The sequence below is a fragment of the Pseudoalteromonas denitrificans DSM 6059 genome, from assembly GCF_900112265.1.
In the GTDB taxonomy this organism is placed as follows: Bacteria; Pseudomonadota; Gammaproteobacteria; order Enterobacterales; family Alteromonadaceae; genus Pseudoalteromonas; species Pseudoalteromonas denitrificans.
In genome coordinates, this window is sequence record NZ_FOLO01000007.1 from 102,885 (window position 1) to 116,797 (window position 13,913).

Consider the following 13,913-nt stretch of genomic DNA (forward strand, 5'->3'; position numbering starts at 1 on the left):
TATTTCCTATTTTTCTTCTAATTTATTTTTGATGTTTTGTAAGTGTTGATTAAGATCTTTTAAATTATCACTGTTATGTACTTGTGCAAACTTCACTGCTTTTTGTTGCATCACTAAAGCTTCATTTAATTCATTATTCGCTACAAAAGTACTTGCTAATAAATCATGCAATATCGAAGAGCTTGGATACCAAAAAATACCTAATTTAAATAAATCAATTGCTTGATTTAAACGACCTTGGTCTTTTGCTGCAAATCCAATATTTGTGATCACATCTTCAGCCAATTTAATATCCTGATTAAATTTTTCAGAAAGCCGTTGAAAGTGTGCTTTTATTTTTTTAGATGTTTGCTGTGCTAATTCAGGTGAAACACTCCATCCTCTATATTTACCGATTTCAATCATGGCATTGTGAAATGTTTTACTTGGATTTGACATATGACTTTCATTTTCATATTCATGAAACTGCCACTCTAAACTTTTAGGTGACTGCTTTTTTAGTACTTGTACAAGCCTATTTATACTTAGCTCAAACCCTGGCTCATTAGCCATAGTCATAAAAAGAAATACTTTAAGCTGAGTTCTCACATTTAAACTGCGCGCAATTTTATTTATTAAAGCCATTTTGTTATAACGCACTGCAGGGCTCATAATAATATAGTGTTGAAACAAATCAGGTGCCAAAAATAACGTATGCACACTAAATAAGCCACCAGCAGAGTGTCCAGCTAAAGTTCTGACGGCTTGGGTTTTATATTTTTTATCTATATAAGGTATAAGCTCACTTGATAGAAAATGCATAAAGTTATCTGCCTCACCTAAGATGTTTTTACCTTTATAATTTTTAGGTTTAGAGGGAGTAAAGTCTCGAAATCTTTGCTTGCCATTTTCAGTGACAATTGCCACAACAATATGTGGCACGATCATTTCATTTTCTAATCTCTGTATAGTACCAACCATATGAGAAAAATGATGAGCTCCATCTAATGTATAAAGCACTGGATATCGATTATTTTGTGTCGCATCATATTCATCAGGTAAATGTACTAAAATAGTACGCTGCTCATTTAATACTTTTGAATATAATGTTTCGCTATGTCCAATCGTAATCGCGTCATTGGCAAATGATTTTAATGTTATAAAAAGACAAATGAACACAAGAAAAAACATCCAAGTCTTATTGGAAATTGAGTAAAACATACGGCTTCCATATATAGTAATAATTTAAATTCATTTTCCAAACAACATATAAATTAGCAATCCTAATGCGCTGATATATCACTGATTTAATGCTGATGCTAGGCTGATGTTTCATGCATCTCATTATTAAATATAGGTTTTATTAATGCTATGCAATATAATTTCAGATTATAAATTCAGCTTTGTTAATGCTAACTTTTGAGGTAATAAATGAATGAGCTTGTTGTAGGTGATTTTCGAATTAATATAAAACGAAGTGAAATTATCTATCAAAAAAACATTACAAGCTTAGAACCTAAAGTTTTAAAGGTTTTATTATTACTTGCCGAAAAACCTGGCGAAATCATCCCTCAATCCGAATTATTAGAAAAAGTATGGCCAGGTGTAATCGTTGAAGCAAATACTCTTCAAAGATGTATCGCACAATTACGAAAAGCATTTAAAGATGATGCTAAAACTCAAAAATTTATCACCACACATCCAAGACGAGGTTATAGCTTAGTTGCACCGGTTGATTGGAAAAATACAGATATAAAAAAGGAAAAAAAACACTCTAAATACCTTTATTGGGCTGTGTGCTGTGTTTTTATAATCTTTGCATTGATATCGGGAGTCACATTTTTCACATCAACTTCGCAATCCCCCTTAGCGAGCTTTAAATACATTACGCCATTAACCACAACTGATGAAACTGAATTTAGAGTCAGTTTTTCACCCGATGGCAAATATATCGCCTTTCAACGGTATGTCGGGTTTCAAAAAAGCCATATATGGGCTAAAAACTTAACGACAAATCAAGAGTTTTTATTAACAAAAAATGAGGGGATTTATGGCCGACCAAAATGGTCACTGGATGGTACACAAATTGCCTTTATTCAAACGAGTCAAACGGGTCACACGCAATCCCCCTCCCCTTTAAAAGCAGACTCACATATACAGTTAAATAAAAAAGTTCACACTAAAATGTGTCATAGCATAGAAGTTTTAACTTTTGCCCTCGCTAAAAATATTCCTCAAAAAACAAAAACGCATTTACCTTGCTTAAGTAATAAAATTTACACACTGACTTGGCTTGCTAAAAATGAAGTCGCTTTTATTTTCGATGATATGCACTCAAGCAAAGTCGTCAGCTATAAATTATCAACGCAAACAAGTACGACTTTATACCAAAATACAGAACAAACGCCCTATGCTGTTATTTATTCGGCATATCATAAAAAAACAGCTATTCTTCAGGTAGATAAAAAACACATTTCCAGTTTAGTCATTTTAGATAATAAAGAAGCTGATTTTAAAACAATTGCGTTACATATTCCTGATGAGTTCTATCAATCTAGTTTAGGTGATATACATTGGCACCCAACAGAAAAAAAAATACTCCTTGCTTACCGTCATAGTTTGTACGAAATCACTCTTAATGGTGCCTTTACGCAATATCCAATAACAACCTACCAAACAATTTATGACCCCGTTTATCATCCAAATGGAAAACAAATTGCCGCAACTTTAGGTATTGCAGATTTTGATATTTCACAAATACAATGGCAACCAAATAAAGAAGATAAAATATTGTACCGCAGTACAATGCAAGAAAGCGGTGCTAAATATCAACCTAAGGGTTCAGGCATTGCATTTGTTTCAAATCGAAGCGGCCATTATCAGCTTTGGTTTGATAATGGCAAAGAAATACAACAGCTCACTCATTTTGACTCAAAACAAAAAATAAAATCTTTTGTATGGTCACTCTCAGGTCAATCAATTATTTTAGCGCTAAATAGCCAAGTGAAAATTATCAACTTAAAAGGTGAAATAGAAAACCTAAACCATGATTTTGAGGTATTAAATATTTACCAAGCAATTGGTAATAATCAGTTATTAATGAAAATAGTCAAAGAACAAAGTTCTGAACTCGTTTTATATAATATGAGTAATTCAGAAATAAAATCACTTTATAAAAAGCAGTTAACTTGGGCGCAAATAGATCACAAAAATCGTATTTTTATTTCTGATAAGCAAGGAAACATAACAATACAAAATGAAGCAAAAGATCCATTACCAGTGAACTTGCATGGTATGTTAAGCCATAAACGTTTTTTAATAGATTCCGATAACTTAATCATAAATGATAGCAATGGTGGGATCTGGCAAATAAATCTCATTGAAGATCATGTAAAACGTTTAAATGATAAAGATATAAGCGCAGTTCGATTAGACGATATAAATTTAGAAGAACAAAAGCTACTCTATCTACGTTTTATTGCAGGGAAAAAAGAAATTGTATTATTTAATTAGCGGAGCAAATAAATGATTTATCCACTCTCTCATTAAGTTTACAAGTACATAAAAGTTATAAGCTCTCAATCACAAAGCGTTTATGAAAGACGAGCCTCTAATGGGAGGCTCTCAATTTTAAATACTTCTGAATACGCATTTTGAACTACAGAATTACCTCACTTCAATAAATTATAATCTTTTAAACGAAACCATTTACGTGAAAATATAAAATTGACCACTGATTCTGGTGACAAACTCGTTACTTCACCTGTCATATTTTTTCTATAAAATGCTGAACATTTACTAGATTGCCAAACAGTTAATTTTAGAGTATTTTTCATTTTTGCTACGTATTCTTTTTGGACATGACTTTTAACATCAATGGCTTTGATGCTCTTATCACGCTTTACTGCACAAATCGCTTTAATTGTATAGTTAACCATAGCTTCCATATAACACAACTGCGAACTGTGTCCGGTGCCTGTGTTCGGCCCATTCACTTTAAAATAGTTAGGGTAACCAGAAGTAATGATCCCTTTATATGATACAGCCTCAGTTTCCCACTCTTTGTTTAAATGTCTACCTCGACTACCATATACCTGAAATGAGAGTGCTTTTTTCATATTTGAATAAGCATAAAACCCCGTTGCATAAACAATGATATCCAGAGGTATCTCTTTACCATCTTTTGTTCTTATTCCCGTGGGCGTTATACGCTCTATACCGCTGATATCAACATCAACATTATCCCGAGACAGTGCAGGAAGATATTTATTTGTTGGTATGACACGTCTGCCACCTAGCTCATAATCAGGCATCATGTGCTTACGTAGCTTTTCATCTACGATATATTTCTCAAGGTTCTTTCTAAGTGTTCTGGCATATAGATACTTAATAAACTTACTGATTGTTAAGGTAAATGGATAGCGACGAAATGCAGCAAACCTTACTTCATGATAACTAAAGATCATTAAGCGCTTAATGTGGCGTATTACAGGTAGATTTGTAATAAAACGCTCAGCTTTACTATAGCTTCTATCTGAACGCGGAATTACCCACTGAGCCTTACCCATAAACACAGTTAATTTATCCACTTTACTTGCCATAACAGGAACTGCTTGAGCGGCTGAACATCCAGAACCTATAATGCCAACACGTTTTCCATCATAGGGTACACTGTGATCCCACTTTGCAGTATGAAACTTAGTCCCTTGGAACGACTCAGCTCCTTCAATTTCAGGCGTTTTTGGATTTGCCAATACACCACTAGTATCTATAATGAAACGCGCGATATAATTCTCGCCTGACTCCATAACAACATGCCACAAACATTCACTGTCGCTATATGTTAATTTTGCAACGCTTTGGTTTGTTTTGGTAAATCTTCTGATATCAAATTTATCAATGATATAGTTTGTATACTCTAACAGTTCGCTTTGAGGTGAATATTTTTTCTTAAATTTATAAGGAATAAAAGAAATTGAGTATAAACCAGTTGGAATATCTACTTCGGCCCCAGGATATGAATTGTCTCGCCAAGTTCCACCAATATCAGAACCTCTTTCTAACAATACAAAATCATTATTATTTTTTTTCTTTAAACCTATAGCCGCTAATAAACCTGAAAAACCAGTGCCGATAATTATCGTTTCAAAATACTGTGCATCTTTTTTCATAAATAATTTCCTCTCGCTTCCCAGAAGTCACACACTCCTAACTTAATTAAAGTGGGATAACATCTTGGAAAAACATAACCGGTATATAAACCGACGTATACTATGTGAACTTGTTTGTAGTTTATGCGTGGAAACTTAAGAGAAGCTTAAGTTTGCAGCTTGGAAATTTACTTTGGGTTAATTCAAGATCTCAGTGTTTTGTTATGTCAGCTATAGCAGGTTTGCAGCCAGAAGTGTTATTTGAGTAATTTTTTACAACCATTACGAGTATAAAAATGGCTCATCATTGATGAACATATTTTAATCTTTTCAAATCGATGGCTTAATTATTCAACTTCTGGGGTTAATCATAAAATAGGGAAAGTATTTATTTTTATTAGGGGTGTTATAGGCTGTGAAGCGAGCAGCACAGCCTGTATTTTTTATTCCTCAAAAAAGAATATAAACGATATCAATTGATAGTTTTGTAAAAAATAAGAAGTATTACATTAACTCAGTCAGATCTAGGCTGATAAACTCATCTAACAAGCTCCTTTGACAAACTCATCATCATAATATCTGACTCTATATTTTGCCACTTAGAAAATATGACAGATTCACAGTTATTAAAGGTATCAAACCTAACACGACTATTATTACTAAAAGTCATGATCTCACTTGTAGTATGTGAGTCTAAACTTACCTTTAGTAATTCATTATTATTGTCATCATTAATATAAAAAATAGCATTATTACAAATATTAAATTGTGCATTTCTATCTACGCCATCAATTATTTTTGTTTCCTTAAGTGATGATAAATCTTGTTGCCAAAGCCCGCTTTGGCGATATTTAGTAAAATACAGTTTATCACCCTTAAGATTTGGCTTTACTTGATAGCCGCCCGATTGTGTTATCTGCACAGCTTGATTGAATTCACCGCCATTAAAGTCCAAAGACCATAATTGCCAGTCACCACTTTTATCTGAGGTAAAATATAATTTAGACCCATTAACCGAAAAATATGGGTACGCTGCCGCTTGTTTATCCATGTCTATTTTAGTGGCATTATCTTGGGTTATATCTAATAAATAAAGTTGCTTATCATTCGTTGCAACCACAACATTAATACCGTTAGGATGCCAAGAATAAAAGTCTATCCCCGCATCTATTGGCAAGCTTTCAAAGACAGTTAATTTAGTCGCACTTTGTAGCCACAATTGAACCATGCCATTTCTATCAGACAAAAAAAGTAAATGCTCACCATCACTAGAGTAACTAGGTTGACTGTCAAATTTACTCGAACTCACCAACATTTTAGTTTCAGACATGATGCCGTCAGCCGATAGCTTTGCCTTAAATAAATCAACGTTAGCAGTCTCAACTGCGTAAACAATGCTTTTACCATCAAAACTCAGCTCAGGTGATTTAATTTTTTGCATTGAATGATATAAAGTACTGATGTTTCCCGTTTTAACATCGAGTAGTTTTAATGCTCCTCCAGTACGATTGTCACTGAATAAAATATTTTTACCGTCAGGTGTCCAGCTCGGATTCCAACTCAAAAAACCCAGTTCAGCAATTTTTTTTTGCTCACCCGTTTCTAAGTTTTTAATATAAACCTGATTATTACCCCAATATTTATTACGAAAGAAAACCAGTTTTTTCCCATCCGGCGATAACGCAAGTTCATTATCACCATAATAATTGTCCTGACGACGGGTTATTTCGTCTATTTTTCCTGTGGTTAACGTAATTTGATAAATTTGATAAGGTACATCGCTTGCTGAACGATCAGTAAAAAATAATGATTGATTATCTTTAGAAAATACAAGGTTACTATAATGTTCAATCGCACCACATTTATATACTTCTTTTGTTTTTATCGGCTTAGCATTTTCATCTAACGTCAGAATATTTAAACCACAACTATTTTGACCTTTACTGAAAAATGCAATTTGAGATTTATCAGCAGAAATGGCAGGTACTCTATCGTTAAATACTGAATTGGTTAACTGTATTATTTCTTGCGTGCTTCGTATTTTTAAATATAAATTATATGGTTCGTCGGCATTTTTTCTATGATGATAGACCAACCAGTTTTTATCTTGAGATAAGCTTGCTTCTCGCTCAAAACCAGGTTCACTCGTTTGTTGACTAAACTTGGGTTGTTGAATATTAATTACGCTTTCTTCGGTATTTTGCGCAAATATCAAAACAAAAGTTGCCACAATAATAGATATAAAAATACCAACAAAAACATATTGAGTCTTAGCATTTTTTTTAGCTTTAATTTCATTACTAGCTAAATCATCATTTAATTGATTTTGTAATTGGTTTGATTCAGTTAACTTTACTAACTCAATAGCTTCTACCTTTTCAACTAAACTCACAGGCGCTATTAATCTATATCCTTTTTTGGCAATAGTTTGAATATACTCTGGGGATTCTGAGTTATCTTTAAGTGCTTTTCTCAGTAAACCAACAACTCGGCTTATTGCGCCGTCGCTCACTTTTGTAGGCCATAATTTATCCATTAACTCTTGGCGTGAAATAACTTGCTCAGCATTAGAAGCCAAATAATACAAAACCTCCATTATTTTTGGTTCTACAATTTGAACATATTCACCTAATGAAATTTGATTTAAATCTCTATTAATTTCATATTCACCAACTCTAAAAGAATTAGTTAATTTTAAACTCACTCAGTCTTTCCTTTATCTAAAATCACAAAAACAGTATTTATCAGCATGTTAAAAATAACACCTAAACACATGATTACAAACAACATCAACAAAACATCATACAAACATAACCGTTAAATCAAACCCTTATTATTGTTTAGTGAAAATGAGTGCGGTACTAATAAATCTCTTTCAAAACACATGGAATTAAAATGAAAACAACAACACTACTTTTAGCCGGTTTGCTTGTTTCAAGCTTGCCTACAATAGCGCACTCTAACAAAATAGAACAAGCATTAAATCACAGCGACAGACCACTTGAAGACAAATCAAGAGATCAAAATAGAAAGCCCAGTCAAATAGTTAAACTACTCGACATTCAGCCTAATATGAAAGTAATTGACTATATTGCTGGCGGCGGTTATTACAGTGAGATTTTTGCTCGCGTTTTAAATAACTCAGGAAAACTTTACAGTGTTAAAGGACGTTTATCAAAAAGAGATTTAAAAAATTATTCAAATATTTCTGTTACCAAAGAACTCAATTTATCAGATATAAATGAACCCGTAGATCGTATATTTACAGCCCTGAATTATCATGATGCGGTCAATAATAAGAAGCTTGATAGATCCCAACTACTTAATAGCATCTATAACAAACTGAACAAAGATGGTTACTTAATTGTAATCGACCATAATGCAGCCCCCGGTTCTGGCATATCACAAACCAAGAAAAAACACCGTATAGAAAATACCTTCGTATTGAATGAAATACAAGCAGCTGGTTTTGTTCTTGACCGCTCATTAAGTGTATTAGCAAATCCAAACGATAACTTTGATTTAGATGTTTGGCAAAAGAGTACGAAAGGTAAAACCGATAGATTTGTTTATCGTTTTAAAAAAGTACTTTAACAAGCTTATTAATTCCCCCGCTTTATTCGGGGGTTAAAATTCTCTATATAAGATATTACTATGTCAAAATTTGTAAACACCTTAACAAAAACAACACTTGTATATAGTGCTATTGCAATGAGTTGTATTTTACCTAAAATACTTTTCGCAGATGAGGCCAATAATAAAGCGGCAATCACTGGGTACGATACACAATATTTCAAGCAATTTTCGCCACAAACTCTGTTTGATATGATTGAAAAAATTCCAGGCACAGCGAGCATTTTAGATAGCGTGGTTGATACAGATGATAACAGGGGATTTGGCTCAGCCGGCGAGCAATTATTAATTAATGGAAAAAGAATATCAGGTAAAAGCAACGGGATCGGTGCCGAACTCTACCGAATACAAGCAAAAAATGTAGATGAGATTCAATTAATACGCGGTACCGTAAATGGACTAGATGTAAGGTCAACGGGTTTAATCATTAACGTTATATTAAAAGAAGATATGAGTGCCTCAATACTCTGGGATTTGGGGCTTGCCTATGCTTCAGATGTCAATGCAGAGCCTATTGGCAGTCTTAATTATACTGACTCAACCGATATATTCACCTATTCACTTGGATATAAAAGAACGGCAGACCCTAGATATGCTGTATTTTCAGAAGTATTCAATACAAATCAAGATCAATTAAATGAAACCCGTGTAGATAAATCTGCTCGAGTTACAACAGTGGATAAATTAAATGGCAAAATTGAATATTTTATTTCTGACAAAACGGACCTAAGACTCAATGGTCTACTTGAGATAAATAAATATAAAGGTGAATATGATAAAGCTTTTTATTATGCCAATGCAGAACAAAACTCACCGATAAATGTTACCGATCTTTCTCATGTTAATAATCAAAATGATACTTGGGAAATTGGAGGAGATATTAACCATAAGCTTGATGACTTTGGTAATTTAAAACTACTCTTCATCACAAATAAAACAACTTATGACGATAAACTACTCATAGACAGAAGTGAAGATTTTAATACCACTTTTAAAAGCTACGATTTAAATGACAAAACGATACAGTCTGAAAATATCTTACGCCCTACTTTTAGCAGCCAAATAAATGAAAAACACAGTATTGAAGTCGGTTTTGAGCTTGCGATAAATAAGCGTGATAGCACGATTATCACCAATGTTTCTCCCACTGAACACCACATGATAAAAGAAACACGAAAAGAGGCTTTTATTAGCCATAACTTTGCGTTTTCAGATACCATCAACCTTCAAAGCTCACTCAATAACGAATGGTCAAACGTTATCGTTGACTCTCAATTTGAAGCAAGTATTACCTCTGTACCTGTTGAGCGTTCATTTAAATACCCTAAACCTAGGTTCAACTTAAGATACGATATGACAGAGCAAGATCAATGGCGCTTTAATTTTGAACGTACGGTAAGTCAATTAAACCTGAAAGACTTTGTGCCAAAATACAATGGTGAAGAAAAACGACTTGAGCTTACCAATCCTAATTTAATGCCAGAAAAACGATGGGAGTTTTCCAGCACCTATGAACGCCAATTTAATAAAAATCAGGGAAACCTTGCTACAACACTTTATTATCATGATATTGAAGACCATTTAACAGAAACACCTTATCTAGATAGCCATAACAAAACGATAGGTTCAGGTATTGGTAACATCAACAACGCTAAAGAATATGGGATAAAATTAGATGGCTCTTTGCGTTTATCACTTTTAAATCTTAAAAACACAGTTTTTAGCGGTAACTTAACTTATAGAGGCAGTAAAACACATAACTCCTTCACCCATGAAAAACAATACATAAATGATTTACCGCAATTAGATTGGAGTGCAAATTTAAAACACGACCAGGTTAATTTAGGGCTCGCATTTGGTATAACTTTCAGTAATAAATCAGCAGAGCGCTACAACCGATATGACTTTATTGCACGCTACGAAAATCATGTAAATGCAAAAGCCTATATTGATTATCAATTAACTCATGATTTAAAACTGCGCTTTGAAGGTGATAAGTTATTTCACGGTAAAGGGCTACGAGAAACTACTCGCTATGAAAGTGCGTATACCCATAGTGATATTCTAAGATATGAAGTACGTGATACTGTCCGAGAAAGGCGCTTTAAAATATCGTTAAAAGGACAGTTTTAAACTTATTTTTTAATCACCCTTTTTAAAACAAGCTAAAAAGTTAGCTTTTGTAATATTCAACAAAAAGCTAACTGATGCCTCAATACTATGCTAGTATTTTTAAGTACTTACTTTTAATTCACATAGATAAACTGATGAACAGCAAGCAAAGTTTTTTTGTTACTCGAATTATTATCATTACTTTAAAAAAGTGGTGGGAGTAATGCTGTTCAGCTAATAAAAACCGCCATCAAGGCGGTTTTTTTCGTTTTGATGGCCTCACTCAATAGGAAAGCAAAATGAAGAAAGTTGCTGTATTTGGTAATGCTGGCGCAGGAAAATCAACAACAAGTAAACAATTAGCCAAAATCACAAATTTACCACTTTATGTATTAGATAAAATAAAATTTTTACCCAATGGGGATGAAGTACCCCACAAAGAATATTTGACTGAACACGCTAAGATTCTTGATGAAGATAATTGGGTAATAGATGGATTTGGTTGCTTAGATTCAACTTGGGAAAGGCTTTCTAAGGCTGATACTTTAATTTATATAGACTTGCCTATTTACGTTCATTTTATTTGGGTAACAAAACGTTTCATTAAAGGGATTTTTGCACCCGTTGAAGGCTGGCCAAAAAGTGCACCTTTAATAAAAAGTACCTTAAAAAGTTACCATGTACTTTTGTTATGCCATAAAAAACTCACTCCGAGTTATAGAAAGTTCATTGCTAAGGTAAAAAAAACAAAAAAGGTACATCACTTACAATCAAAGTCAGACATTCAAAAATTTCTTAATTCAATTGAGCATGTTTGATGATAAATACTCTGTCATACTTATGAAAAAAAAGAACAGTTTAATAGGTTTAAATTGTTCTTAAATTGGCATATTCACTATATAGGTTTCACAAGTGAAATTTCATATTTCAACTTATGTAATATCCCCATCATACCAAACGCCATATTTATCTCCTTGATATTTAAGTAAGAGAAATAAATATGCCGTACTCAGCATAATTAAACCTCCAGCAAGTGCAGCCTTATTAAAAAAACCTAAGCAACAAAAAAGAAAACCACTTATATGTGATATTGTTTCAATTCGAGCAGCTTATTTACGACTTGGTCTGGTTTTCAAAAAGTTAAATACAAACCAGCACTTTAAGAGCAACGGCTGGTTTACCCAATTATCAGCGTTTTTATCTATCATGAATTTCTTCTGTTTCAAGCTTGATATATCAACTTCAAGTGCTGAGGCCAAACATTTGAGAGACTCTAAACTCGCATTTTTCCCACTTTCAATTCACTGAATTGTTCTGACATTTAATCCAGATATTTGAGCCAATTGCTCTTGTGTTAAATGGCGACTAATACGTATTTCTTTAAGGATCACTAAACTTTGCATGTACAAGTCACAAGTATTCATGATTTTATTAATTTAAGTGACGATTTTAACCCGACATTAGGCTGAATGTTACCCAACACAAGTATGACAGCACCCTATTTAGCCCAATTTAGTCTTTTTTATTGTGTATCAGTCATATTTTAAATTAGGTAAAAAAATAACAAAGAATTGTTGAAGGTTAACCTTTTATTGATTCAACTTTATTTAAAAAGTTTTAATTATATTTTTAACTGAACTTAAAAATTTGATACCCAACACTTACTTTAGTAAATTGAGTCAAAGGGCATCAAAATAATCTAGCGTCTCTACTTAAACAACTATATTGATATGCTACAAAGACCAGCTGTCAATGCCACCATGAACGCGAGCGTTTGTATCGCTTTTTTATAAAGCTGGTCTTCTAGTTGATAACGTAATATTTTTTGCCTTGCCATTAACATTAAAATACCACTTAATCCTAAAATACCAGGCACAACAGCTAAACCACCATTGAGTCCTGCAACTATAGAAGCCAAAGCAACAAATGCAGAAAGAGAAAACCATAAACCCGCTAAAAATTTATTTCCGTGTAAATTTTCCATCATTAAAAATCCTTTTATTTAACTTTCTAAGTGAACGCATATACTCACATTTTTAACTATACAAATTTTAATTTCAGGGACAAAGTTTTGCAATAAATATTAGGTTATGATTTCATGACTCATTTACAAAGTTGCAATAAATTTCCTCATATCAGTTGGGTCTATGATATCTTGTCAGATACTTTTTATGAATTTTAACAATGATATCTTTCTGTTCATCATGATTTTTTAGGTTATCAAGTGCCAGCTTTAACTTATCTTGAAACTTCATTGTCATGTTACTTGAGACTTTAGAGCACTGTAACCAGGTTTCATTTTCTATTAATGTAAAGTAATGACCATCATGATTAAATTTTGATTCGATGAGCTCTTTTGAGCCAATAAAGGCATCCAGTCTTCCTTGACTTAACATTTTAAGTCCTTCGTCATAATTACTCACTTCATATTTTATTATTGATTCATTTTTACTGAATTCATCACTATAAGTAGTGCCCCGCACTTGTCCAACAACTTTATTTGCTAATTCATTCAAATGGCTAAATCCCTTTGTTGATTGACCATTTTTTGATGCATTAAAAACGATAATGACAGATTTTTTAACAACCAAACCTATTTGAGAATAATTTTTTTTACGCTCAACGGATGTAAAAAACATAGAACAGTCATAACTCCCTTTATTCAGCCCTTCTAGCATTCGATTATATGGTACAAGCTCAATGAGATAAGGCACTTTCAACTGTTTAACCATAGCTAAAGATATATCGTAATAGATTCCTTTCGATTCTTTATTTTCATAATAACTAAAAGGTTCTCCTATATGAATAACGGCTACTCTTATGGGAGGGTCTATAATGCTGAGTTGCTCACTCAATAAAGAGAAGCAGCACAAAGCGAAAGGTAGAAGCCCAAATAAATAATGTCTTTTTAGATAGATAATTAAAATATGCATCAGTTTAAATTAATAAAGCAAAATGAACATAAATAAACCTTATTGTATTTGAATAAATACAAAATTAACTCTTAGAGTATAGGATAAGGTTTACTAAAAATTCACT

At 32.9% G+C, this 13,913-nt stretch carries 10 protein-coding genes; 4 read left to right on the plus strand and 6 right to left on the minus strand.

The genetic code is table 11. From position 1 onward, the window contains the following. Positions 1-6: 6 nt before the first annotated feature. Entirely contained in the window at positions 7-1,200 is a 1,194-nt protein-coding gene (locus BM088_RS06930) for an alpha/beta hydrolase (RefSeq protein WP_091982210.1), read from the minus strand. Between the two features lie 210 nt (positions 1,201-1,410). On the opposite strand from BM088_RS06930, the gene BM088_RS06935 reads away from it, so the two are divergent. Then, positions 1,411-3,492 (plus strand): winged helix-turn-helix domain-containing protein, encoded by a 2,082-nt coding sequence (locus BM088_RS06935; protein WP_091982212.1) that lies wholly within the window; start codon positions 1,411-1,413, stop codon positions 3,490-3,492. 158 nt (positions 3,493-3,650) lie between these two features. Here BM088_RS06935 and BM088_RS06940 read toward each other — a convergent pair whose 3' ends face one another. Together BM088_RS06940 and BM088_RS06945 are read right to left on the minus strand one after the other, a co-directional pair. Beyond that, positions 3,651-5,150: a flavin-containing monooxygenase gene (locus BM088_RS06940; RefSeq protein WP_091982213.1), complete on the minus strand. Its 1,500-nt coding sequence runs from the start codon at positions 5,148-5,150 to the stop codon at positions 3,651-3,653. 517 nt (positions 5,151-5,667) lie between these two features. Then, on the minus strand, positions 5,668-7,833 hold the full coding sequence (locus BM088_RS06945) for a winged helix-turn-helix domain-containing protein (protein WP_091982215.1): 2,166 nt from the start codon (positions 7,831-7,833) through the stop codon (positions 5,668-5,670). A gap of 191 nt (positions 7,834-8,024) precedes the next feature. Between BM088_RS06945 and BM088_RS06950 the strand changes: the two genes are divergently transcribed. The 3 genes from BM088_RS06950 (at position 8,025) to BM088_RS06960 (ending at position 11,692) form a co-directional block, all read left to right on the plus strand. After that, the gene (locus tag BM088_RS06950; protein WP_091982216.1) at positions 8,025-8,723 is read left to right on the plus strand and encodes a class I SAM-dependent methyltransferase; all 699 of its coding nucleotides are present in this window, start codon (positions 8,025-8,027) and stop codon (positions 8,721-8,723) included. Positions 8,724-8,783: 60 nt separating this feature from the next. Further along, positions 8,784-10,895: a TonB-dependent receptor plug domain-containing protein gene (locus BM088_RS06955; protein WP_091982218.1), complete on the plus strand. Its 2,112-nt coding sequence runs from the start codon at positions 8,784-8,786 to the stop codon at positions 10,893-10,895. 278 nt (positions 10,896-11,173) lie between these two features. Then, entirely contained in the window at positions 11,174-11,692 is a 519-nt protein-coding gene (locus BM088_RS06960; RefSeq protein ID WP_091982219.1) for a P-loop NTPase family protein, read from the plus strand. A 483-nt stretch (positions 11,693-12,175) separates the two neighbouring features. Here BM088_RS06960 and BM088_RS27695 read toward each other — a convergent pair whose 3' ends face one another. The 3 genes from BM088_RS27695 to BM088_RS06975 all read right to left on the minus strand — a co-directional run bounded on the left by BM088_RS27695 (position 12,176) and on the right by BM088_RS06975 (position 13,807). Next, positions 12,176-12,298, minus strand: coding sequence for a helix-turn-helix domain-containing protein (locus tag BM088_RS27695; protein ID WP_245763776.1), 123 nt, complete (start codon positions 12,296-12,298; stop codon positions 12,176-12,178). A gap of 296 nt (positions 12,299-12,594) precedes the next feature. After that, positions 12,595-12,861 (minus strand): hypothetical protein, encoded by a 267-nt coding sequence (locus BM088_RS06970; protein ID WP_143085043.1) that lies wholly within the window; start codon positions 12,859-12,861, stop codon positions 12,595-12,597. A 148-nt stretch (positions 12,862-13,009) separates the two neighbouring features. Further along, positions 13,010-13,807, minus strand: coding sequence for a substrate-binding periplasmic protein (locus tag BM088_RS06975; protein ID WP_091982222.1), 798 nt, complete (start codon positions 13,805-13,807; stop codon positions 13,010-13,012). Positions 13,808-13,913: the final 106 nt, after the last annotated feature.

Excerpts from the sequence above, each read along its gene's own strand:
- BM088_RS06950 (WP_091982216.1), top strand. The coding sequence starts at position 8,025 with ATGAAAACAACAACACTACTTTTAGCCGGTTTGCTTGTTTCAAGCTTG.
- BM088_RS06935 (WP_091982212.1), top strand. The coding sequence starts at position 1,411 with ATGAATGAGCTTGTTGTAGGTGATTTTCGAATTAATATAAAACGAAGT.
- BM088_RS06955 (WP_091982218.1), top strand. The coding sequence starts at position 8,784 with ATGTCAAAATTTGTAAACACCTTAACAAAAACAACACTTGTATATAGT.
- BM088_RS06975 (WP_091982222.1), bottom strand. The coding sequence starts at position 13,807 with ATGCATATTTTAATTATCTATCTAAAAAGACATTATTTATTTGGGCTT.
- BM088_RS06970 (WP_143085043.1), bottom strand. The coding sequence starts at position 12,861 with ATGATGGAAAATTTACACGGAAATAAATTTTTAGCGGGTTTATGGTTT.
- BM088_RS06940 (WP_091982213.1), bottom strand. The coding sequence starts at position 5,150 with ATGAAAAAAGATGCACAGTATTTTGAAACGATAATTATCGGCACTGGT.
- BM088_RS27695 (WP_245763776.1), bottom strand. The coding sequence starts at position 12,298 with ATGAATACTTGTGACTTGTACATGCAAAGTTTAGTGATCCTTAAAGAA.
- BM088_RS06930 (WP_091982210.1), bottom strand. The coding sequence starts at position 1,200 with ATGTTTTACTCAATTTCCAATAAGACTTGGATGTTTTTTCTTGTGTTC.
- BM088_RS06960 (WP_091982219.1), top strand. The coding sequence starts at position 11,174 with ATGAAGAAAGTTGCTGTATTTGGTAATGCTGGCGCAGGAAAATCAACA.